Annotated in this window: 25 protein-coding genes and 1 pseudogene; 5 read left to right on the top strand and 21 right to left on the bottom strand. The window is 36.9% G+C overall.

Going from position 1 to position 23,194, the window contains the following annotated elements; all coding sequences use genetic code 11:
- Positions 1 to 35: 35 nt before the first annotated feature.
- The 16 genes and pseudogenes from ACLI50_RS18605 to ACLI50_RS18530 all read right to left on the bottom strand — a co-directional run bounded on the left by ACLI50_RS18605 (position 36) and on the right by ACLI50_RS18530 (position 12,973).
- The gene (locus ACLI50_RS18605) at positions 36 to 1,760 is read right to left on the bottom strand and encodes a M14 family metallopeptidase (protein WP_411414399.1); all 1,725 of its coding nucleotides are present in this window, start codon (positions 1,758 to 1,760) and stop codon (positions 36 to 38) included.
- A gap of 146 nt (positions 1,761 to 1,906) precedes the next feature.
- Positions 1,907 to 2,635 (bottom strand): metallophosphoesterase family protein, encoded by a 729-nt coding sequence (locus ACLI50_RS18600; RefSeq protein ID WP_202842228.1) that lies wholly within the window; start codon positions 2,633 to 2,635, stop codon positions 1,907 to 1,909.
- Position 2,636: 1 nt separating this feature from the next.
- Positions 2,637 to 3,179: an RNA 2'-phosphotransferase gene (locus ACLI50_RS18595; RefSeq protein WP_202842226.1), complete on the bottom strand. Its 543-nt coding sequence runs from the start codon at positions 3,177 to 3,179 to the stop codon at positions 2,637 to 2,639.
- 10 nt (positions 3,180 to 3,189) lie between these two features.
- Complete coding sequence (locus tag ACLI50_RS18590; RefSeq protein ID WP_411414398.1) at positions 3,190 to 4,131, bottom strand: ADP-ribosylglycohydrolase family protein; 942 nt, start codon at positions 4,129 to 4,131, stop codon at positions 3,190 to 3,192.
- Positions 4,131 to 4,817, bottom strand: a complete 687-nt coding sequence (locus ACLI50_RS18585) for an SIR2 family NAD-dependent protein deacylase (protein WP_202842221.1) — start codon at positions 4,815 to 4,817, stop codon at positions 4,131 to 4,133. The genes ACLI50_RS18590 and ACLI50_RS18585 overlap by 1 nt, the downstream gene beginning before the upstream one ends.
- On the bottom strand, positions 4,814 to 5,398 hold the full coding sequence (locus tag ACLI50_RS18580; RefSeq protein ID WP_202842219.1) for a hypothetical protein: 585 nt from the start codon (positions 5,396 to 5,398) through the stop codon (positions 4,814 to 4,816). Before ACLI50_RS18580 ends, ACLI50_RS18585 begins: the two co-directional genes overlap by 4 nt.
- A pseudogene (locus tag ACLI50_RS18575) lies at positions 5,395 to 5,903 on the bottom strand (O-acetyl-ADP-ribose deacetylase). The gene ACLI50_RS18580 and the pseudogene ACLI50_RS18575 overlap by 4 nt, the downstream one beginning before the upstream one ends.
- On the bottom strand, positions 5,900 to 7,132 hold the full coding sequence (locus ACLI50_RS18570) for a TIGR02452 family protein (protein ID WP_411414397.1): 1,233 nt from the start codon (positions 7,130 to 7,132) through the stop codon (positions 5,900 to 5,902). Before ACLI50_RS18570 ends, ACLI50_RS18575 begins: the two are co-directional and overlap by 4 nt.
- Before the next feature lie 17 nt (positions 7,133 to 7,149).
- On the bottom strand, positions 7,150 to 7,743 hold the full coding sequence (locus ACLI50_RS18565; RefSeq protein ID WP_411414396.1) for a DUF4291 domain-containing protein: 594 nt from the start codon (positions 7,741 to 7,743) through the stop codon (positions 7,150 to 7,152).
- 14 nt (positions 7,744 to 7,757) lie between these two features.
- The gene (locus ACLI50_RS18560; protein WP_062672771.1) at positions 7,758 to 8,231 is read right to left on the bottom strand and encodes a macro domain-containing protein; all 474 of its coding nucleotides are present in this window, start codon (positions 8,229 to 8,231) and stop codon (positions 7,758 to 7,760) included.
- Between the two features lie 68 nt (positions 8,232 to 8,299).
- Complete coding sequence (locus ACLI50_RS18555) at positions 8,300 to 9,370, bottom strand: adenylosuccinate synthetase (protein ID WP_411414395.1); 1,071 nt, start codon at positions 9,368 to 9,370, stop codon at positions 8,300 to 8,302.
- A gap of 63 nt (positions 9,371 to 9,433) precedes the next feature.
- The gene (locus ACLI50_RS18550) at positions 9,434 to 10,288 is read right to left on the bottom strand and encodes a hypothetical protein (RefSeq protein ID WP_343642655.1); all 855 of its coding nucleotides are present in this window, start codon (positions 10,286 to 10,288) and stop codon (positions 9,434 to 9,436) included.
- Between the two features lie 2 nt (positions 10,289 to 10,290).
- Complete coding sequence (locus ACLI50_RS18545; protein ID WP_120232302.1) at positions 10,291 to 10,626, bottom strand: hypothetical protein; 336 nt, start codon at positions 10,624 to 10,626, stop codon at positions 10,291 to 10,293.
- A gap of 77 nt (positions 10,627 to 10,703) precedes the next feature.
- Positions 10,704 to 11,255 (bottom strand): prolyl hydroxylase family protein, encoded by a 552-nt coding sequence (locus ACLI50_RS18540; protein ID WP_343642659.1) that lies wholly within the window; start codon positions 11,253 to 11,255, stop codon positions 10,704 to 10,706.
- A 26-nt stretch (positions 11,256 to 11,281) separates the two neighbouring features.
- On the bottom strand, positions 11,282 to 11,824 hold the full coding sequence (gene ybiA / locus ACLI50_RS18535) for a riboflavin biosynthesis intermediates N-glycosidase (protein WP_411414394.1): 543 nt from the start codon (positions 11,822 to 11,824) through the stop codon (positions 11,282 to 11,284).
- A 453-nt stretch (positions 11,825 to 12,277) separates the two neighbouring features.
- Positions 12,278 to 12,973, bottom strand: coding sequence for an NUDIX hydrolase (locus tag ACLI50_RS18530; RefSeq protein WP_110008940.1), 696 nt, complete (start codon positions 12,971 to 12,973; stop codon positions 12,278 to 12,280).
- Positions 12,974 to 13,095: 122 nt separating this feature from the next.
- Here ACLI50_RS18530 and ACLI50_RS18525 point away from each other — a divergent pair, with 122 nt between their 5' ends.
- Positions 13,096 to 13,737: a DUF1579 domain-containing protein gene (locus tag ACLI50_RS18525; RefSeq protein WP_411414393.1), complete on the top strand. Its 642-nt coding sequence runs from the start codon at positions 13,096 to 13,098 to the stop codon at positions 13,735 to 13,737.
- Positions 13,738 to 13,792: 55 nt separating this feature from the next.
- Here the strand turns inward: ACLI50_RS18525 and lepA are convergent, their stop codons facing one another.
- The 5 genes from lepA to ACLI50_RS18500 all read right to left on the bottom strand — a co-directional run bounded on the left by lepA (position 13,793) and on the right by ACLI50_RS18500 (position 18,464).
- A complete protein-coding gene (gene lepA, locus ACLI50_RS18520; RefSeq protein ID WP_062672783.1) occupies positions 13,793 to 15,589 on the bottom strand; it encodes a translation elongation factor 4 in 1,797 nt (598 codons plus the stop codon).
- Between the two features lie 124 nt (positions 15,590 to 15,713).
- A complete protein-coding gene (locus ACLI50_RS18515; RefSeq protein ID WP_411414392.1) occupies positions 15,714 to 16,733 on the bottom strand; it encodes a hypothetical protein in 1,020 nt (339 codons plus the stop codon).
- A gap of 100 nt (positions 16,734 to 16,833) precedes the next feature.
- Entirely contained in the window at positions 16,834 to 17,346 is a 513-nt protein-coding gene (locus ACLI50_RS18510) for a hypothetical protein (protein ID WP_202842184.1), read from the bottom strand.
- Positions 17,347 to 17,352: 6 nt separating this feature from the next.
- Entirely contained in the window at positions 17,353 to 17,895 is a 543-nt protein-coding gene (locus tag ACLI50_RS18505) for a hypothetical protein (protein ID WP_411414391.1), read from the bottom strand.
- 17 nt (positions 17,896 to 17,912) lie between these two features.
- Positions 17,913 to 18,464, bottom strand: coding sequence for an RNA polymerase sigma factor (locus tag ACLI50_RS18500; RefSeq protein ID WP_110008945.1), 552 nt, complete (start codon positions 18,462 to 18,464; stop codon positions 17,913 to 17,915).
- Between the two features lie 181 nt (positions 18,465 to 18,645).
- Between ACLI50_RS18500 and ACLI50_RS18495 the strand changes: the two genes are divergently transcribed.
- From ACLI50_RS18495 to porW, 4 genes are all read left to right on the top strand, one after another.
- Entirely contained in the window at positions 18,646 to 19,395 is a 750-nt protein-coding gene (locus tag ACLI50_RS18495; RefSeq protein WP_411414390.1) for a Rossmann-like and DUF2520 domain-containing protein, read from the top strand.
- Entirely contained in the window at positions 19,385 to 19,903 is a 519-nt protein-coding gene (locus ACLI50_RS18490; protein ID WP_202842178.1) for a KdsC family phosphatase, read from the top strand. The genes ACLI50_RS18495 and ACLI50_RS18490 overlap by 11 nt, the downstream gene beginning before the upstream one ends.
- An 8-nt stretch (positions 19,904 to 19,911) precedes the next feature.
- On the top strand, positions 19,912 to 20,475 hold the full coding sequence (locus tag ACLI50_RS18485; protein WP_202842176.1) for a Maf family protein: 564 nt from the start codon (positions 19,912 to 19,914) through the stop codon (positions 20,473 to 20,475).
- A gap of 148 nt (positions 20,476 to 20,623) precedes the next feature.
- The gene (gene porW, locus ACLI50_RS18480) at positions 20,624 to 23,179 is read left to right on the top strand and encodes a type IX secretion system periplasmic lipoprotein PorW/SprE (RefSeq protein WP_343643423.1); all 2,556 of its coding nucleotides are present in this window, start codon (positions 20,624 to 20,626) and stop codon (positions 23,177 to 23,179) included.
- Positions 23,180 to 23,194: the final 15 nt, after the last annotated feature.

The raw sequence follows: 23,194 nt of genomic DNA, 5'->3' as shown, positions 1-23,194 counted from the left end.
CGCCTGTTTTAGTTTAATTCTTTATTATCAATTAATTACAATACTCTGTAAACCGGATACTGCCTGAAAGTTTTCTCTTCAAAATAAGGAGAATGCCTGTAGATCCAATCCAGTTGTGCAGTTCCATCTTCGGACAGTTTTTTGTCTGACACTTTCGCTGCTTCAAAGGCTTCTTTCAGCTTTTTATCTTTTTTCAGGAGTTCGGCAGCTGTATCTTCGAAAATATAAGCAGAATAGTATTCTTTCTGCGCCAGAATTCCATCGAAGAAATTCCAGTTGAAAAATGAATCTAATGCCTCAGGCTCAAGAGTTTCTATAATATATTTTACCCCTGGCTGATCGGTAGTAACAAGATAATCCCCTGCCGAAAACAGCAAACTTTTACGGGAAGCATCAACCGTCGTTTCAAAGTGCAGATAATGGCCTTCATAAGGGTTTTTAACGGTTTTAAAATCTTTGATTTTATAGGACTCAACAGACAAAGTACTGTCTTTCTGCAAAGGACTCATCTGAATATTGTTTCTCTTCAATTCTTCAATTACACGATATTGTGATTGTGGAATGACATAATACTTCGGAATGGTAATATATCCCGTTGGAACAGCTGTTGTAAAAAGCTTGATGTTCTTTGTAAAAGGCTTATTACGGTCATAATACAGCCTTGGCTTCCCCGAAACTTCACTAGGTTTGTACTTTCCTTCGTAGCCCTTAAAATCCATCGTTGAAAATTTTGTGGAGTCTATTTTCCAACGGATTCCATATTGTTTTCCGGCCTGATACTGTTTTAAATTTTCAATACGGAGCTGCTTTATGGTATGATAATCTTTATCCAAATTCTGCAGGTTCACCAACATATATTTGTAGGTAGCATCTACCCTTTTATCATAAGGCTTCAACATATGGGTTTCCGGAACAGTTCCTAAGGAATTGAAAAGCGAAGTATATCCTGTAGAATATCTGGGAGAGTCTTCAAATGAGGCAAATCCTACTTCCGGAACATCTCCGTGAATGTTGACGTAAGGTGTACTTTCATACCCCAGCTTTTTCATATCTTCAAGATTTTTAGCCTGATAATGATTGTAGAAGTAATTCCCCAGAGTATTGCCCAGACGTTCTTTAAAAGTAGAAATATAGGTAAACGTATATTGATAATCCGCTCCGTTGCTGACGTGATTATCAATAAAAACATCCGGTTTTAACCACTGGTAGATTTCCTGAAAGCTTCTGGCATTTTGGGAATCTGCCTTGATAAAATCTCTGTTCAGATCATAATTTCTTGCATTTCCCCTGAAACCGTACTGCTCCGGTCCATTCTGATTGGCTCTCGAGTAAGATCCTCTGTTGAGCATTCCACTGACATTGTAAGCGGAAATAGCAGCAATAATAAAGTTCTGCGGAGTTTTAATTTTTTTAGCCGCCAGATCTCTCATCAGCATCATGGTAGCATCTATTCCATCCGGCTCTCCCGGGTGAATTCCATTGTTGACAAAAAGAATGGCTTTGTTTTTTCTTAATTTTTCAAGGTCTTTTTCAGGAAAAGGATTATAAACCACTACATAAATGGGTTTTTCATTGTCATCTTCTCCCTTTTTAAGGTATTGAATGGTATTGAAATTTTTAGCCAGATTCTGGTAATAGCTATTCATTTCATCGTAGGTAACAGTTTGATTTCCGTTTCCTTTTTCAAAAGGGGTCTGAAATGATTTTTGAGCCAAAAACAAGGTAGAACTCAGGGTGAATAAAAGATATTTCAGTTTCATTGAAGTCATATTTTCAGACTTTAAAATTAATCATCTTTTGTGAGAAACGGGGATGGGTTGACAGTCAAAATTACAAAAGGTAAAATTGTTTTGCAGATAGAAACCTAACAGGTTTTGAAAACCTGTTAGGTTTGTTCTCAACAGTATTAATTTCGCCCTTTTTCTTTTGGATATAAGAAAGGAAGCGGATCGCTTTGCCAGAATTCTTTGGAATCGATATCCATAATAGATAAAGATCCGGTATAAGCCGCTCCGGTGTCCATATTCCAGATATTGGCTTTGTTGGCCGGTACTGTAATTCCGATATCAAGAGTCGGTGTATGCCCTATAAATATTTCATTGTACAAAAGCAGTCTCTTAGGATAAAGCTCTGAGTTTTTCTGCAGTTTTTTATCCATTGCAACAGCCGTTTCCCAGAGGGTTCTGTCCCAGCGGTAATTGCTGGAATATACTTCTCTTTCGGGGCCGTGCATGGAAGCATATCCGGCATGAATAAACAACCGGTTCTGATCGTCAATATGATAGTTTTTCATCCTTTGAAAAAATTCAAGGTGAAGATCCAGATCTTCCAGAAGATATTCTTTGTAGCTCTCAACAGTACTTTTTCCTCCGTTGAAAAGCCAAACATCAGGATTTTTGCCTGATGTTAACCAATCTTCGCACCATGCATCGTGGTTTCCTTTGATGAAAATACATTCCTGCTTTTTGGAGAGATCCATTAAAAAATGTATTATTTCAGAAGACTCACTCCATCCGTCTACATAATCTCCCAGGAAAATCAGCTGATCATTTGGCGTAACCTCGGCTCTTTCAAGAACCTGCCGTAAGGCTTTAAATCCTCCGTGAATGTCTCCAACCACTAATGTTCTGCTCATTTTACTTTGAAATATATTTTGCATCTACAAAATCTGTTAACCAAACCCCGTTTGCAGACTGATAGAAAGATAATCCTTCCTGATGCATTGTTCCGGTTCTGATGGTCAAAATCACAGGTTTACCGTGTCTCATTCCAACCTTGGTAGCAGTCTCTTTATCAGCACTTAAGTGTACATGCTGACGGCTTCTTTTTTCAATTCCTTTTTCTAAAATAGAAGAAATATTGGCTTCTGCTGTTCCATGGTACAGAAATTCCGGAGGCTGTCTGGCTTCCAAAGCCAGGTCAATATCAATAGAGTGTCCCTGACTTGCTCTGATCATTGTTTTATCTTCATTAAAAGCAAAACGCTTTTTGTTGTTTGTTTCTACCACCTCATCCAATTCTTCGGAGGTAAAATATATTCTCTTTTGGGCTGATTTTGCTCTCAGCTCTTCCACATCTGCCCAACCATTTTCATCCAGGGTAAGACCTATACTATCCGGCTGATGACGTAAGATCAGGCTTAAAAATTTACTTATCTTTTTCTTTTCTATTTCGTTCATGGGTTGTGTTTTAGTTCATTAATTTTTGGTGTAATTTCTCACATAATGCTTCAATATCATCCTTTCTCACCAGCTCAGAAATCCATTCTTGTGGAATATTTTCATATCCATAATAAATTCCGGCAATTCCTCCTGTGATAGCTCCCGTTGTATCGGTATCTTCCCCGAGGTTGACAGCCTTCAAAACAGCTTCAGAATAGGTTTCTGAGTTTAAAAAACACCATAGAGAGGCTTCCAGGCTGTGAAGAACATAGCCGCCGCTCTTAATTTCATCTTCAGGATATTTGGAAATATCATTTTTTAAGATCCTTCTGAAAAGTTCAATTTCATTAGGATTAAATCCTTGTTCTTCAGCATATTTTAAAGTGATATTCTGTGTTTGCTCATATGCTTCTTTTTTATTCTTTCCTTTCAACAGTTGAATGGCAAAAATGACATAGATGAAACAGGCAAAAACAGAACGGAAATGGCCGTGAGTTATTGCAGAAACCTCTTTTACCGTCAGATAGAGTTTCTGAATATCATTTTCCTTCTCAAGATAGAAAGCGAGGGGAAGAATTCTCATCAGAGAACCATTCCCGTTATCTTCTTCAAAAATATTTCCTGAAAATCGTGCACTCTCACCTTTGATTAATCTCGCCAGAGAATGTCTTGTCGTTCCTCCAATGTCAAAAAGCCTTCCATGGGCAGTCCAGTGACCGTATTTATTCCATTTTACGAAACTCTGTCCGATTTTTTCCAGATCATATCTTTTGGAAAGTTCATCAGCAAGGCAAAGTGTAAGAGAGCTGTCATCACTCCAGGTTCCTTTGGGTTGGTTCCATGACATATACTCCAGCATTTTCGTTACCGGAAAACGTTTTAAATCTTCTCTTTTTTTGAATTCTACAGGAACGCCAAGAGCGTCACCTATGCAAACACCCATAATTCCAGCTTTTACCTTATTTTCCATCAAGCTAAATTGACTAATTTATCAAATAATATTTTCATTCCCTGAGTGGCTGTTTCCTTCATTACTACAGCTCTCTGTCCGTATCCGAATCCCGTTTCATTAGGATTGATGACAATTAAAAGACAATCGTCTTTGATATCATGAATCAGTCCTGCTGCGGGATATACCTGCAAAGAAGTCCCGATAACCAGCAGAATATCCGATTCTTTTACGATTTCTCTTGCCGTTTGATACAAAGGGACATCTTCTCCAAACCAAACGATAAATGGTCTTAATTGTGCCCCATCTTCAGCTTTATCACCAATTTTAATATCATCTTTTTGTTCATAAATCAGGCTTTTATTATTACTCGAACATGACTTGAACAATTCTCCATGAATATGAAGAATCTTAGTAGATCCTGCTCTTTCGTGAAGGTCATCAATATTCTGGGTAATGATCTGAACATCAAAATATTTTTCCAGCTCTGCCAGTAAGCGATGAGCTTCGTTGGGCTGTACTTCATGCAGCTGGCGTCTTCTCTGGTTGTAAAATTCCAGAACCAAAGCTCTGTCCTTTTTCCAGCCTTCCGGACTTGCCACATCCGTTACATTATGATTTTCCCAGAGACCGTCTCCGTCTCTGAAGGTTTTTATTCCGCTTTCGGCACTGATTCCTGCACCGCTTAATATGGTTAGTTTTTTCATTGGTTTTTAATTTTTTCTATTAAAACTTGGCCCGCAACAATAATAAGCACGATTATAATAAAAGGAGCTACCAGAATCCCTAAAAGGGTATTTCCTATTCTTTTAAGTCGCTTTGGTCCAAATTTATCTTTCGTTTTATAATTGATAAAATCTACAAAATTTTCTTTATTTGTAAGCTCTTTATCATATCCTCGCCAATCAAAATTGGTCATAAAGTCTCCAAAAATATACAGATCGGGAGATTCAGGATGTGATAAATTGAAAAAATAAAAGGTTTCAAAATCCTGTCCCACCAGAGGTTCATACTCTATATTATACTGAAAACAAAAAAGACTTTCGGTGCTCAGTAAGCCTCTTTGCTTCAAAGCATCTTTCAATTGATTTTGGTATTTTTTCAGCTTTACAATATCATTTTCCACAGGGAAAACATTTGATTCTTTTCCAGCATGTTGAAGATAATAAATATAATTTTCAGGAAACCGCAGATTCAATTCTTTCTGAAGAAAAGCAATTTCTTCATTTGCCAATCCCACGTTAGGATCTTCAGGTTGATCTACGAATCTGAAATTATTTTTTTTCACAGTTGTAAAAGGTCTTTATAAATCTTTTCATTTTCATCATCAAAACAGACAAAAATAACTTTCTCAAAACTATCTGAATGAAATTTTCTGACTTCATCTACCGCAATTTTTCCTGCCAGTTCTTTTGGAAATCTATAGACTCCTGTACTAATATTAGGAAAAGCAATGGTTTTCACACCAAGGCTTCCGCTAATTTCAAAGAATTATGATAGCAGTTTGCAAGAAGTTTTGATTCTTTCTCAGCATGACCATTCCAAACCGGGCCTACCGTATGAATAACATACTTTGTCGAAAGATTTCCGGCAGTAGTTACGACAGCTTCGCCAGTATTACACTTTCCTTGCCTGTTTCTGATTGCCCTGCATTCTTCCAATATCTTAGAACCTCCTGCCCGATGAATGGCACCATCAACTCCTCCTCCACCAAGTAAGGAAGAATTGGCTGCGTTGACAATAGCATCGGCCTTGATTTTTGTGATATCCCCTTTTATTAATTCAATTTTCATTGTATTTCTTCAAATGGTTTCAACATTTCTTCTTTCTTGGTAAGCACTGCGAAAACCACTCTTTTAAATTTATTTTTATATTTTCCCTGAAGATGTTTTTTAAATAATCCTGCAATTTCTTTTGGATCATTTTTGAAAACTCCACAGCCCCATGCACCCAAGATTAACACTTCATTTCCTTGTTGTAAAGCCAGTGAAAGCATTTTATCCATTCTAAGATCCATTGCATCAAGAATTTCATGTGCTCTTTCCGGTTCCTGACGTTTTACCACGCCTGCATTGACTGCCGGAGACGTGATGAAATTACACAGAACAGGCTTAGGAAGCAACTCTCCCTTATCTTTCCTGAAAACAGGAACTTTAGGACTGTAAATCATTGTATCCGTATAAAAACAGGATTCCATTGCACGATGAATTGTGTAATAATCAAATGCCTGAAGTAAGCTTTCATACAGTCCGGAAGTTCTTGCCAGACTTTCTTCCTGTGCTTCTGCTCCATTGATAAATCCTCCACCCGGATTTTTTGCTGATGCAAAATTGAGACACATAATCTTTTCCTGATTTTCTTCTTCGGCTAATTGTAAAATTGCTTTTAAAGAACTGCACTTCCAGGTTTCAATTTTTGTTTCAAAACTGATTTCCGGCAACGGAGATTCTTTCATTTCAGAAAGCTGTTCCGGAGTGAAAAGAGAGGTTTCTTTTTTACTGATTTCCAGCTCGTTTTCTATATTTATTTTTTCGTTATGTTCGTTAATATAATATTTTTTAGCTAAGATATCCAAAGTATCTTTTGCCATTCCTTTATTAGTCATCGTTAGTTTTTTTATGTTGATCATCAAATCTTCCAACTCAGCACTTGCAGCCTTCTTAAAGTCATCTCCTATAAAGACTTTGATTACTTTGATATCTCCTACAATTGCCTTATTAAAGCTGTTAAGATCCTCAGAAGGAACCCATAATTCATTGTGATTTCTAGCCCCAACATTCTGTGCAGGATATTGATCCGTCACTTTTTCCAACACCTCAAACCGGGTTACAAAACCAAGATAGTTTCCAGCTTCGTCTCTGGTGTTCCATTTTTCCGCAATCTCTGAAGCATATTCTTCATTAAGAACGGGGTAAAAAATGGGCTGCCATTCCAGTCTTGGAGGAAATTTTTTAAATCCGCTTTCCATAATCAATATCATTTCTTTTTCTCCTACCGGTCTGTATAATGTTGTTGTTTTCATGACGTTCGTTTATTTGGTTATACTGTGGCTCCAATTCTGTAAGCCAGTTCTTTTGACAGAGGATAGTTTTTTTCTACCGGCAGCAGTTTTTTTGCCTTATCAAATTCTCCCGACCTGGTAAGATTCAGAATCTTCTTAACCAAAGGAGAATAATCCTCTATTTTTACAATCCATTCTTCATTGAACTCTTTAATCAATGAGCGGCTGATTCCTACCTGAATGGAACGGTAATTCAGTTTTGCTCCTTTAATATTCCTTTCAGGATCCCACTGCACATATATTCCGGCATTTTCAAAATCTTTTTCCCATTTTCGGGGATCGGGATAAACCCTTTTTTCAGGTGAAGTAAGAATTGCTTTGCTTAAAGCTTTCTCCCAGGCTTCTCTTTTAATATGTATGGCCAGGGTACATTCCTGATTGGGTTTCTGTCCATAGTTGCTGCGCTCCATCATCCAGAGAAAAGAAGGCTTTATCCAGGTCATCCTGTTGAATGAAAAAGGAGCTGTAAATTTCTGATTCTCTACGGCTGATTTTGCAATTGCTTTATTATAGGCCTGATAGACAATCAGCGTGTCATTTTTATAATCTGCTCTTATTTCAAATTCTCTCATTGTTGGTTAATTTATTAAAAATCATACACATATACCTCCACATTCTTTACAAGCAATGTTCTTTCGATAATAGGTTCAATTTCTTCCCATTTTCCTCCTGCCAGTCCACATCCGATTCTTGGCATGTGAACGCTTGCGTTCAGCAGCAAAGCTTCGTTGGAAAGTTTTTCCAGAGCTTTTTCAATGGCATCATACCGAACAGGGACACCATTACTTCCGGTTTTTATTCCTTTTTGCCCGATTATATTGGCTACAAAAATGTATTTTTCAACCTGAACCAATTGAATTTCTCCTAAAGCAAAATTATTTTTACTTCTGAAACGGTGCCAGTTTCTATATTCTTTTTCCGGCTCTTCCCATCTTTTGGAAACTGCCAGTACAAAACCTTTTCCCCAACCTCCGATATCATTGCAGATGTGGGCGATGATCTTTATTCCTTTGGCCTGTGGGACCGTAGCATCCCCTTTTAAATATTGTATCGTTTTCATGGTTATTTACTTTTATTCTCTATCATTTCCTCCTCTCCAAATAAAATTAACATTTTTAACTGCTGAATTTAAAAAATCCGTTTAAAATCTTTAGAATAAGGAGAATAGGATCCATAGACAACATCAAATTCCTCATCAAGATTTTCTACTTTAAATTCCTCATCAATCTGATCCAGACAAGTAATGACAAGATTTTTTTTAACCGGAAATGCATAAGCTCCATCCAGTTTTAAGGCATAATTCAGCAGTTTGTAATCTATTTCTCCGGTTCTTAGCTCCTTTTGATATTCATTGAATATACAGATTTCTTCTTCATTGTTTTTCAGATCCATTACTTTTTCATTGCTCATCCAGCCATTTCCGTGACGGGTAGAATAGCTTCTGGTGACATAATACATTTCAACGTCTTCAATTTTTAAAAGCCTACAGATCTCAAAGGCATTTTTTGAAGTGGTATGGGCATAGGTCACATTGGGAAAAACGCCGTGATCCATATCGAGTAAAATACCCTGACTTCCTTCAAAAATAAGGTGATCGAAGCTAGCCAGATAGTTATAGTCACTTATTTTCCAATCCATACTGTCAATAGCATCTAAAAAAGGCTGTAAAAGTTCACTAATTTCGTTTTTATCTATAAAGCCATAATAATAGGCAATTCCTTTCAGCTTTTCCATCAGCATCTCTCTGGGCGCAACCAGGTCTGCAGCAAATAGTTTATAAGGGCTTTCGTGTCTTTTCATCGTGGCTCCCACTCCTTTTCCGCAGGTTCCGTGTTCCAGATTACGGGCATTTGTTCTGTTCTGCCATACATCGAAAGGAGTTGTCAGCTTTGCCAATGGATGGATATGCAGCTCAATGTTTCCGTTCTTTGCTTTTAACTCTTCTCTTTCATTGAGTAGAAAAACCGGATGAATGGTACAATGCTCGGTAAAGTAAGAAGGCAGACCACGAAGTGCACCGCTTGCAAAACTGGAATGCACATGTTTTCTTTCATTCATCATTACGGTATGGGCAGCCTGCTGTCCTCCTGAAAATCTGATCACAACAGCTTCCGGATTCTGAGAAGCCAGAAAATCTGTGGTAATTCCTTTTCCTTCATCACCAAAACCAAGTCCTATTACGATTTGCGCCTTTTTCATCTCTTTTTATTTTTTTAAACCTTAATGACCGCTTTATCAATTTACTACTGGTATTCAGAAATTCTAAAGCATTTGAAACTGATCCAACCCTCCTGTTCCTGGTGTCCCAAAGGTTTGGTCTTTAAATTTATCACAGATAATGTTTTTTATAACATCCGGAATGTTCCTGTGATCTGCTATGGAAATACAGTTTTGTCCTAATAATTCTTTCCAGCCTCTGTCTGCTCTCAGTGCCTGATCCGAATGCAAAACACTGATGTGGTATACTTCGTATTTTTTCTGTGCTTCTTCCAGCAGTTCAAAATGAGTATAGGTTTGCTGCCCTTTTCCCATAATTTCCCTGATGGCGGAAGCAGGAAGTGTTTTTAAACAAGGTTCATCACCTACGGTAAACAGCAGTCCTTTTTGTTTTCTCTTTTCAAAGGCATCTGTTCTTGTGTGAAATGCTGCAAAATACCACGCTAAAAGATAACTTTCACCTGCATTCCCACCTCCTCCGGATTCAATATAGGTTCGGGTAAGCCACATATCCAGTTCTGCATCTCCTGATTCGAACTGTCCCACCTGTAGCGGATAACCATCACATTCATGATCTCCGATTCCAAGGAATAGTAAGGCCGGATCAGGAACGCCTCCCTGGATGATTCCGCCCATGAGTTTCGGTAATCCATCTCTGATCAACTCATGAGGAATATGTCCCATACTTCCGGTAACATCTAATCCTAAAATAATGGGAACTGAATTGGGGTGGACTTCCGAATCCCGGGATTCCCTGAAAGAAATTCCATGTGGATTCATCGATTCATGAGCTATTCTTTTGGCATTCTGAGTGAAAATTTCCCCTGCGGATTTTGTTCCGTAACCTGCTTTTCTTGCTCTGTCATAACGAGCTTCTAAATCATATCTTGTACTTCCCATGACTATAATTTTTTTCCAAATAAATATTCAAATCTCTTTTGGGTAACTTCGAGCTGAATATTCAGATTTCTGATTGTTAATGATAATTCCATGTCTTTCTGAACGAATGCTTCGGGATTGAAATCCGCAAAAGTCAGACTGTTTCTGTCTAAAGGACTGATATCAATAAGCCCTTCCTGTTCGCGCTCGAGTCTTTTAATTTTTAATTCGATATCTTCCACTCTGCGCCTGTAAATCAGTTCGGAATCTGCTCCGATGATTTTTGCACGGTCTTCTCTGATCTGATCATTATTTCTTTGTAATGATTCGATAAATCTGGGTTTTAATTCATCTTCCATGATCAAATATTTTTATTTGTGTTAAAATTACGCTAATTAAACAAGACATAGCAATGCCTTTCTCCGATCCTGTTGACTTATACTATTGAATACATTATATCTGTTCTCAAAACATATTTCAAGCCACTGATCAGTGTTTTTCCTTCGTGTCTTAAAGGGTGGTGAAAAACAAGAGCGGTTCCTTTCTTCGGAGCTACTGTAAACAGGTTTTCAAATTCTGTTTCTCCTCCTTCAAAATCATCATTCAGATAGATCATAAAAGTGTAGAAACTTTTCTCCTTTTCATTTCGGATATAACTTCCATCTCTGTGCATTTTGAACTGCTGTCCGGGAGCATATTTATAAACCCTGAGCATTTCATTAAAGTTAAAAAGTTGATATCCACCACATTCCTGAGGCAGAAACTCTACAGCCTTATTAAAAAGCTCTTCAGCAATTGCAGTATCAAAAATCATCAGTCGGTCATTATTTCTGATTCCTTTATTCATCTGCTGGCGTCCGAATACATTGATTTTTGCTTCTTCAAATACTTTGTCCTGGGCAAGAGCGATATATTGATCGCATTCAGTTTCGGTTAGAAAATCTTCAATGAGAAATATGTCCGGGTGCAGTTCTATTTTTTCCATCATTACTATTTTGTGTCTGGTTTGTGTTTTTATCTTCTTAATTCATCTCTTACTTCCATCAAGGCAAATCCTAAAAGGTTTTCTCCGTTCCATAATAAAGGGTTTTCAGCTCTGTTATCTGTTTCCAGCATCCCGATTCCCCAGATTCTATCATAAGGACTTGCCTCCACTAAAACTTTGTCTCCGGTTGATAAAAGAAAGTCTTTAAATTTCTGATTTTGGGAGAATTTCAAAAGATTTCCCTGAGTTACAATCTGATATTTATGTTCATCCCAAAGTTTCGGGTCGAAGTTTTTCACTTTCCGTCCGAGAGCTTTTGCCTGATTCGGAGTAGTGGCTTTTAAAATTTCCTTTTCCATTTCAGCATCATTAAATAATCTTGCTTTTGCAGCCATCATATAATGTTCTGCTGTTCTATAGGTAATTCCGTTTTCTTCAAAACTTCCTGGAGACCATTGGCTTAAACATGATTTGGTAACAATATCTGTTGCCGTGTGTCCCCAGAAAAAGAGATATTTTATCTTTTCCTTTTTTTGAAAGCGTTCTATAATATTTTGTAAGGTATATTTCATGATTGCGTTATTTTGACACAAATTTAAAAGAATATCAGCTTTTACACCAAATTTATTTGTGTTAATTTTACGCTAATAAATATAATTAATTGATTTCCAGCAATAAAAAATTAATCTTAACAAACACGAATAACACAAATTTTAATCACAAATGACACAAATTTGATAGGTTTCAGCTAAAACTGGTGGAATTTGATCTTAAAAATTGTTATTATATCAATGTCATTCTAAACACAGACTGAAGGTCTGCGAACGTAGTTCAACAGTGTGTGAAGAACCTAATCAATTAGGAGATTCTTCCTCCGTCAGAATGACAGAAGACCGATAATACAATCCGGAGTTAGATATTTCCTATTGAATGTCTTAATACTGTATAATGTGCATTCCGAAAATGCCTGTAAATATTAATGAATATTTGTGCAAGACATTTGTGAAATTTGTGTTTAAAACAAACTATTTGATTTCAAAATAAAAGCCCTGCTCTTCCAGCTCTTTATATTTTTCTTTATTGAAAGTAAAAAGTTTTCCAGGTCTGCCGCTGCCTTCTTTTTTAACATTATTGGTTTCGTTCAGGAGTCCGTAGCTCATGATTTTCTTGCGGAAGTTTCTTCTGTCAATTTCTTGTCCGACAATGGTTTTATAAAGATTTTCAAGATCTGAAAAAGGGAATTCTTCATTGAGAAGATTGAAGCCGATCGGCTGGTATTGAATTTTTGTGCGAAGTCTTTTTAATGCTGTCTCAATAATGGTTTTGTGATCAAATGCTACTGATGGAAGTTTATTAATACTAAACCATTGTGCGTCATCGGCATCTGAATCGGCAAACAGTTCATGATAAGATGGGTTTACAAGCCCCAAATAAGCCACAGAAACCACTCTGTTTCTCGGATCGCGGCCCAGATTACCAAAAGTATACAGTTGTTCCAAAAAATCGGGCTTTATACCGGCTTCTTCATACAATTCTCTTTTTACCGCATCATCTACACTTTCATCATCAAGAACAAGCCCTCCCGGAAGTGCCCAGCCTCCTTTAAAAGGTTCAATATTTCTTTTAATCAGAAGGATCTGAAGATCTTTTTTATCAAAATATCCAAAGATAACGGCATCTACAGCCACTTTTATATCCTGTAATTTTTTTGGAGACTCCATAATTTGATTTGCGTTATGAATACACAAAGTTACAATTTATGCCTGTATTAAAAAAAATTTTAATTAGCATAAAAGTTCTTACCTTTAAGTTATCTTTCTAACCATCTTAAAACTAAATTATTATGAAAAATTTATTAACAATTCTTTCTGCAGCTTTTTTATTAATAGCTTGCGAGAAAGGAAAAACGACAGCTGCCACTGGTTCTGATAAAACAGATTCAGCTTCTACATCTGAATGGAAACCTGTAGATTCCGCAACCGCAATGAAAGACTGGATGGCGTACTCAACTCCGGGAGAAATGCAGAAAATGCTTGCAAAATCTGATGGAACCTGGACAGGTGAAACGACAATGTGGATGGAAAACGGAGCAAAACCTATGATGAGTAAATCTGAGGCGACCAATAAAATGATGTTTGGCGGACGTTATCAGATCACTAATCATAAAGGTGACTTTATGGGGATGCCTTTTGAAGGAATGAGTATTGTGGGATATGATAACGCAAAGAAAAAGTTTGTCAGTACATGGATCGACAATATGGGAACCGGAATCATGCACAGCGAAGGAGACTGGAATCCTTCCACAAAATCGGTTGAGTTTAAAGGAAAAATGACGGATCCTTCAAGACCTGGAAAAGATTGTAATTTCAGAGAAGTATTCACCTTTGTGGATGATAATACTCAAAAACTTGAAATGTACGGCCCTGATTCCAAGACCGGAAAGGAATATAAAACTATGGAAATAAAATATACGCGTAAAAAATAATCCATAAAAAAACCGCTTCATCAGAAGCGGTTTTCAATTTATAATAGATTAATAATTAATCATTTAACTTTAATACAGCCATGAACGCTGATTGCGGTACTTCTACTCTACCAATCTGCTTCATTTTCTTCTTACCTTCTTTCTGCTTTTCCAATAACTTACGTTTTCTGGAAATATCCCCTCCGTAACATTTTGCGGTAACGTCTTTTCTCAAGGCCTTAATAGTTTCTCTTGCGATTACTTTCGTACCTAATGCAGCCTGAACAGCAATATCAAACTGTTGTCTCGGGATCAGCTCACGAAGCTTTTCACACATTCTTTTACCGATGTAATAAGCATTAGAATCGTGAATCAATGAAGATAAGGCATCTACCATATCACCATTGATCAGGATATCCATTTTTACAAGCTTGGAAGCTCTGAATCCGATTGGATGATAATCAAATGAAGCATATCCTTTAGAGATAGATTTTAATCTGTCATAGAAATCGAATACCACCTCAGCAAGAGGCATATTGAAAATTAACTCTACTCTTTCTGATGTCAGATAACTCTGGTTAACGATTTCTCCTCTCTTTTCAATACATAAAGTCATTACTGCTCCTACGAAATCGGATTTTGTAATGATAGACGCCTTGATGAATGGTTCTTCTACTCTGTCCATCGTTGAAGGATCCATCATTTCAGATGGGTTGTTGATCAAAATCGGAACTTCAGGCTCTTTTTTAGTATATCCAAAATAAGATACGTTCGGTACCGTCGTGATTACGTTCATATTGAACTCTCTGTCAAGACGTTCCTGAACGATTTCCATATGAAGCATTCCCAAGAATCCGCAACGGAAACCAAAACCAAGAGCGGCAGAACTTTCCGGCTCGAAAACCAGAGAAGCATCATTCAGTCTTAATTTTTCAAGAGAGAATCTTAATTCTTCAAAATCTTCAGAATCGATTGGATAAATCCCGGCAAATACCATTGGCTTTACTTCCTCAAATCCATCAATTGGTGCATCAGCAGGTTTTTCAAATGAAGTGATGGTATCTCCTACTTTTACTTCACGGGCATCTTTAATACCGGATACAAGATATCCTACATCTCCGCAATGGATTGTTTTCTTCGGAACCTGCTTCAGTTTTAATGTACCCACTTCATCAGCTCCATATTCCTTTCCTGTAGCGAAGAATTTGATCTTTTCATTTTTAGTGATGCTTCCGTTCACTACTTTAAAATAAGCTTCAATACCTCTGAACGGGTTGTATACAGAGTCAAAGATCAAAGCTTGCAGCGGACCGTCAGGATCTCCTACCGGTGCAGGAATTCTTTCAACAATCTGCTCTAAAAGGTTATGAACACCTTCTCCTGTTTTACCGGAAACTCTCAATACATCTTCATATTCGCATCCGATAAGGTTCATGATCTCATCGGTTACTTCTTCAGGATTTGCAGACGGAAGATCAATTTTATTCAGAATCGGAATGATCGTTAAATCATTTTCCAATGCAAGATACAGGTTACTGATGGTTTGTGCCTGAATACTCTGTGCAGCATCTACAATAAGAAGAGCTCCTTCACAGGCAGCAATAGAACGGGATACTTCATAAGAGAAGTCAACGTGTCCCGGGGTATCAATAAGGTTTAAAATATATTTTTCTCCTTTATACTCATAATCCATCTGGATGGCGTGTGACTTAATGGTAATCCCACGTTCTTTCTCCAGATCCATATCATCCAGCGTCTGAGACTGCAATTCTCTTTGGGTAACGGTATTCGTGTACTCCAATAGACGGTCTGCCAGGGTACTTTTACCATGGTCGATATGAGCGATTATGCAAAAATTTCGTATGTTTTTCATTTAAGAATCTTGTAATTTGCAAAGATAAGAAATTGCAGGAGAATTTTTCATCCTTAATTCTTTCTTTTAACTGAAACACAGATAACAATAAGAAAAGAGGGAAAATTTTTCCTCTTTTTAAATATCATTTTGTTTTGCCAAAGTCTTCCGGTAATACATAATTTCCAGTAAAAGGATCAAGATAAACTTTAGGTCCTACAGTATTCTTTCTTTTGCCTGATAAACTGACATCTATCACTGCACCAATAACGCCACCAATCAGACCTCCTGCTGCGGCGCCAATTGTAACCCCCGTTGTTGCCGTTTCAGGAAATAATTCTGCTTTTGTTACCTCAATAAAAACACCTTTATCATCTTTAAAAATTTCAGTGTAACCCACAGGAATATTTTTGTATGCGATGCCCTTATAGACAAAAGCATAAAAATATCTTATTGCCGCTTTTTCATCTCCTTTTACAGCCTTTGTAATGATTCCCTTATCATTAGCCTGCAAAGTAAACCCGGGTTCAGGATTGTGAGTAAAAAAGCTATAATAGTCTTTGTAAACCCCTTCTTTAAGTTCATTTGCTTTTAGAATGCTCAGTTTTTCTTTTAATACAGAGGCATAGTCAGAAAACTCATTTTCTGAAATGCTAAGTTCCCAAGGGGTTGCTTTATAGGAATCTTTAAAAAGATCCGTAAGAATTAAAGTCACTTTTCTTGCCAGACTTTGTGCCAGATAAGGTGTTGTACGTGATGAGACTGTTGCGACAGTGTCTACTCTATCCATAAAATGATATCCGTCTTCTTTCTTAATAAATGTACTTGCCTTTAATTCAAGCTTTCCAATAGAATACTTTTCCTTTTTATCTTCTGAAATACTTAAATCTTCAAGCAAAAAAACCATATCATTATTTCCTCGTGATGGATTGTATTTATAAAACCAATCCTGTATGTCTTTGCTGGCATTATTTTCGAAAATAACTTTCACCTCATCCTTATGGTACATCACCATTCCGATTTCCTGATTACCTCTTTGATCTATCACTGTAATACTTTTGATAGAATTTTTGCCATCTTTAATGGATTTTGAAAGATCAATGGTTTCTATTTTCTGTGCTGATGCAAAAGCGGAAATCATTAAAAAGAAAAAAATGTTTCTCATAATTTATGTTTAACTTATCAAAAATAGGAATTTACAAAAAAATTAAACGGCTCTCACAGAAAGATCTGTAAGAGCCGTCCAACATTAAAAAAATAAACTATTATGGGTTCTGTTTGGATCCCGAAGCATTGTTATGGTTTCCGTGAGGTCTTCTTTCGTCCATTTTATCCTTCATCATTTTCTCGGATTGAAACAGCTTCAAAACTTTCTGGCAGGGAATTACCTGCTGCATTTTATCTGCGTATTTCTTTCTGTTATCCAATAACTTCTGTCCCAATTCAAAACTTTGCTGCAATTTTGCTTTAGCCTCGTCATCCGTTAAGGATTCAGGATCAAAGTTCGAATTAAACTGACTTTTTATCTGCCTCTGGCTATCCAGATATTCGTTATACAATTGTGTAAATTCGGCTTTATCGTCTGGATCAACATTAAGATTATCCATGATCATATTGTCCCTGAATTTCTTCAGGAGTTCTTTTCTCTCTTCCGGAGAAAGATTATTGATGACTTCTTTCCTTTGTTTAGGATCCATCTTTTTCCAATCATAATCTGTTCTTTGGGCATTTAATCCAAAGCCATAAATAATCAAAAACGTCAATAATATCTTTTTCATTTTCTTTTAATTATAAATATCCAAATAAACGTCCTGAGTCGAATTACTTGCTAACTCTGCAATTTCAGAATTAGAAAACGAGTCCAGATATTCATTCATTCGTGTTTCTTCTTTTTTCTTTACAGTTTTCACCGGTTCAGGGGTCTCTGCAGTTTTTTTGGTTTCGCTTACGCTTTTAGAAGCGTAGACATTGTTATTTTTTTGATTGTCAACTGTTTGATCATTATTTTCAACAGAAGTTAAATCAGATTTTAAAGTTTCATAAGCCAGCTCGCTTTCTGTTTTCGGCGCTCCGTCGTTGGCAGCATAAGCTGTTTTAGAGTTCAGCATCTGTTCAGGGGAATCATTATCTGAATTAAAAACATAAGTTGCTCCAAAGATCAAAGCCAGCGATGCTGCTGCTGCATACATCCAGTTCAGCTTAAAGACAGGTGCTTTTTTACTTGCCTTTATATCATTCATAACATTCTCCTGAACATTTTGAAATAAATTATCAGGAACTGTGTAAATGTTTTTACGCTCTAATTTTTCTATGTCGAACTCTTTCATCTTTGTTGGGTCAAAAATTATTTTTCGTAATTTTCTTTAATATACTCTTCTATTTTCTGTTTGGCATAATGATAATTTGTTTTCAAAGTGCCTACCGACATATCCACAATTTTTGATATTTCTTCGTAGGGCAAATCATCATAATACCGCATCATAAATACCAGTTTCTGCTTTTCGGGCAGGCTCTGTATAGCGTTCTGCAGTAAAATCTGTATTTCTTCAGCATCTCCTTCCGTATTATCTGCGACGAGATTCTGCATATGATACTCCGGATCCTCATCCGTTTTCTGCATTTTTTTCATTTTGTTGACCTGCTGTAGTGCTTCGTTGGTAGCGATTCTGTACAACCAGGTATACAACTGGCTATCATTTTTAAACTGATGAAAATTCTGATATGCTTTAATAAAAGTTTCCTGCAAAGTATCCTGTGCAAGATCTCCGTCCACAATAATTCTTCGTATGTGCCAGTACAATCTGCTTTGATAGGCATCCATCAAGGCACGAACCCCTTTATCCTGGGTTCGTGGATTTTGCATCAACGAAATAATTTCCGCGTCCTTAATCTTCATAAGATGCCTTCATTGTTTTGGATTACAAAAATAGCTGAAAGTTAAATTAAAAATTCAATTTTCATTTTAAATATTAAAAATAATATGAGACACTTACGCAATAAACGTGCCTAGATTACAGTCCCTGATTTCTGAAGTGATCTTCCTTTCCCGGCTCAGCTTAAAATCTTATATTTGTTATATGCAAATTGTAATCATCGGTTCCGGAAATGTTGCCTATCATATGGCAAAAGCTTTCACGTTGAAAAGCATTCCTGTGGCGCAGCTATTTGGGAGGAACGAAAAAGAATTAAGTAAAATCTCTGAAGAATTAAATATTCCTTACTCTACGGATCATCTGGGAGAAGCAGATCTTTATATCATCTGTGTAAGCGATCATTCTGTTGAAGAAGTCTCAAAAATTATTACAAAAAAAGATTGTCTGGTGGCCCATACCTCAGGATCTCTTCCCAAAGAAGTTCTGGCTGGTGAGTATAGAAAATCCAGCTTCTACCCTTTACAGACTTTTTCAAAATCCAAGGAACTTGACTATGAAAAAATTCCGTTTTTCGTAGAAGCCGGAAATGAAGAGGATCAAAAGATACTGTTCGATCTTGCTTCAAAAATTTCAGAAAGGGTGATGAAAAGCAGCTACGAGAAAAGAAAATATATTCACCTGACAGCTGTTTTTGCCTGCAATTTTGTGAATCACCTTTTTTCAAGGGCTAAAGAAATTTCAGATTCTCAGGAAATTCCGTTTGATTATTTCTTGCCGCTGATTGATGAAACGGTTCAGAAAATTCATGAAATTGAACCTAAAATGGCACAAACAGGCCCCGCAGTAAGAAATGATGTAAGAATTTTACAGCTGCATGAACAATTATTAAAAGACGAAAGTCTTGAAATTTATAAAACAATGAATCATTCTATTCAGGAAATGTATGAGCTATAAAGAGAAATTAAAAGATATTAAGGCATTTGTATTTGATGTTGACGGAGTTTTCACAGACGGAAGCGTATATCTGCTTCCCGGAGGAAATATGTGCAGGGTAATGAATGTCCTGGACGGTTATGCAGTAGTAAAAGCTTTAAAAAACAATTATTTAATTGGGGTTATTACGGGAGGAAATGATGAAATGGTAAAGCACAGAATCAATTATCTGGGTATTCAGGACTACTACCCTAAGTCCCACAACAAAATGATTGATTTTGAAGACTTTAAGAAGAAATACAATCTTAAGAACGAAGAAATACTAACCATGGGTGATGATCTTCCGGATATTCATATTATGGAAAATTCAGCTATTGCGGCATGTCCTGAAAATGCGGTTCCTGAAGTAAAAGGAATTTCCGATTATATTTCCCCGAAAAAAGGTGGAACCGGTGCGGTTCGTGATGTCATTGAACAGGTAATGAAAGTTCAGGGGAACTGGCATGACGATAATACTCAATCTGTATAAGTATCTGTATGAAATTACTTTTAGCATCACAATCCCCAAGAAGAAAAGAACTTCTTTCGAGTTTAGGCTTTGAATTTGAAGTTGTAAAAATAGACTGTGAAGAAATTATTCCGGAAAACATCAAAATAGAAGATGCTGCAGCTTATCTTTCTGATTTAAAAGCTTCAGCCTTTAGAAAACTTGAAGCGGGTGAAGTACTTCTGACTGCCGATACGGTAGTTGCTATCGACAATCAGATCCTTGGTAAACCTAAAGATGAAGCGGATGCCTTTAAAATGCTTCAAAACCTTTCAGGAAGAACGCATCAGGTGTATACGGGAATTACCATCAAAACCGCCGGAAAATCGATCACTGAAACCGATGTGGCTGATGTTACTCTGGACAAGCTTTCGGATGATGAAATAAACTATTATATTCAGAACTATAAGCCTTTCGACAAAGCCGGAAGCTATGGTGTTCAGGAATGGCTGGGAATGGCAAAGATCACAAGTCTTACCGGAAGTTATTATACCATTATGGGGCTCCCTACCCATCTTGTTTATAAAATACTGAAAGAATCTTCTCTGATTTAAAAGATTATCAGGTTCGAAACTCCCATTAAAGAAGAAATAAAATATTTCTACCAGAAATATAAATATTATTCATTATAAAATTTTATTATTTTTACAAAATCATCAAACTGCTGATAATAAAAAGCAGATTAGCGAGTTATATTGAATAATGAAAAAGAATATATTATTCCTTTTAGTCATATGTCTTGTTGCTTCCTGTGCTACCAAAACCAAAAAGCCGGAGCAGCGATCAAGAGTATTGAAAGGATTTTCCACATATTATAACACATTATTTAATGCAAAAGATGCATTAAACAGTGAGTTTACCACCAGAGACAAAGGGCATAAGGACAACTTTTATGCTCCCTACATTCCTATTCTGACTTATGAAGAACAGCCTTTAGGAAGTGATCTTGGACAGACTGAGGCTTTTGCCGAAAATTCGATGAAGATGGCAGAAGTAGCCAACAGACCTTCAGGAAGAGGCAATTCAGGAATTCCGAATATTCCCGGCGGACCTCAGGGAAACGGTCCTTCAAGACCTGACGGAGAAGAGAATAAAGGAGCCACTACTCTGGAAATTGCAGAAGCTAAAGCTTTAAAAGCAATTAATAAATATTCTGTAACCAGAAATGGTGAAGAGAAAAACAAGCAGATTTTTGATGCCTACATGATCCTTGCGCAGGCAAGAATTTACCGTGGTAAATCTCTGGAGGCCCTGGATGCTCTCAATTATGTCTTCACCCGTATGAAAGATGATAAGAGAATTGCACTTGCAAGAATCTATCAGGGGCTTGCTTATGATCAAATCAAAGATTATCACAGAGCGCATGAAACATTTGCCAAACTGAAAAGTGAAGATATCAGTAAAAGTTATGCAAAACTGCTGAGCATTTACTATTCCGAATCTCTTCTTGATGCCGGTAAGAAAGAAGAAGCTGCCAAGGAACTTGACAATGCTTTTGAGCTCAATACAAACAGAAAACTGAAAAGCAGAATCGCTTATCTGAGAGGTCAGGTGCTGGAAAATCTGAATCAGAATGATAAAGCAAGAGAAAGCTATGCTGCAGCGTATAAATATGCCAGTGATTTCGAATTTGAAGTAAAATCTCAGGTTGCCATCGCCAAAACTTTTAACGGCAAAGGTGATTATGCAGGAGCAAAAAATTACCTGGAAGGAATCAGTAAAAAGGGAATGTATGGCTCCAGAAAGAACGAATTTTACTACGCTTTAGGATTAATGGCCAATAAAGCAGGCAAAAAGGATGAAGCGCAGCAATTCTTCAGAAAATCACTGTTTGAAAAGGTTTCTGATCCTCAGATCCGTGGATTGGCTTATTATGAAATAGGAAAAAGCTATCTTGATAAGAATGATTATATCGGAGCCGGAAGTTATTATGATTCTGCACTTGCTGTAATGACTTATGAACCTTCAAAAATACTGTTAAAAGACCAGTCTGAATACATTAAAAAGATTTCCAAAAACTACTATCTGATCAAAAAGAATGACAGTATCCTTACGCTGGCAAAGATGAATGACAGTCAGAAAACAGATTATTTCACAAAATATATTGCCAAATTAAAGATTAAAGAAGAGAAAGAGGAGCAGGAAAGAAGACGTGCAGAAAGAAGTAAAGGTTTTGATACCGGAGATTACAGTGCCAATTCTATTTTTGCCAATAGCGGCAATTCTTTTGAAGACTTTGGAGTCACTACAAAAGGTTTTTATTTCAGCAATTCAGGAACGGTAAGCAAAGGAACCTCTTCATTTAAGCAGATCTGGGGAGACCGTGCCCTGGCCGATAACTGGCGTTCTTCCAAGAAAATGGCCTCTATTGAAGATATGAAAAATGAAGCGTTGGGAGTAACTTCTGCGCCTAATCCAAGACGTTTTGAGCCTGCGTACTATATTGAACAGATTCCTACGGATCAGGGGAAATTATCTCAGTTAAAAAAGGACAGAGACACTGCTTCACTAGGTCTGGGAATTATGTATCAGAATTATTTTACCAATACTCCACTGGCTACGAAAACGCTTTATGATCTTGTAGATGTAAAACCGGAAGAAAAAGTGATGTTACAGGCATTGTATGAGATTTTTGCCATGAATTATGAGAAAAATCCACAGGCTTCTGAAAGAGCAAAACAAATTCTCTTAGCTGATTATCCTTATACTTCTTACGCTGAATTTGCCAGAAATCCTAAAAATAAATCATTTGTAAAATCAACTGAAGAAGTTGAAAACGAATATAAGAAGGCATATGCGCTATTTGAATCAGAAAAATTTGTGGAAAGTAAAGATATTATAGATCAGACGATTCAGAAGTTTCCGAAAGATGCTCTGGTTCCTAAGCTGTATTTATTAAATGCGTTCAATGCAGGAAAATCAAGTGGAAAAGAAGTTATGATTCTCCAGCTGGAACAGATTGCCCTGAATTATTCCAAAACACCTGAAGGAATAAGAGCTAAAGAAATGCTGAATTATCTGAAAAGTGACCTCAGCTTCCAGGCAACGGACAACAAAGGAAATAATATTCCTCAACAACCGTCAGGAGCACCTGTACAACCTAACACCCAAAATACGGGAGTTCCACAAATGAATAGTGGAAAAGTACAGAAGCTGGATACGATGCAGAACATTAATACGAATACTGCTCCACAGCAAAGTCCTAAACAGCCAAACGAAACAAAATCGGGTTCCAAGATCCCGCCAAGACCTCAATAAAATAAAAAAGCGAAG

Source organism: Chryseobacterium cupriresistens (assembly GCF_046614675.1).
Lineage (GTDB): Bacteria > Bacteroidota > Bacteroidia > Flavobacteriales > Weeksellaceae > Chryseobacterium > Chryseobacterium cupriresistens.
This window is presented reverse-complemented; position numbering and strand designations above follow the sequence as displayed.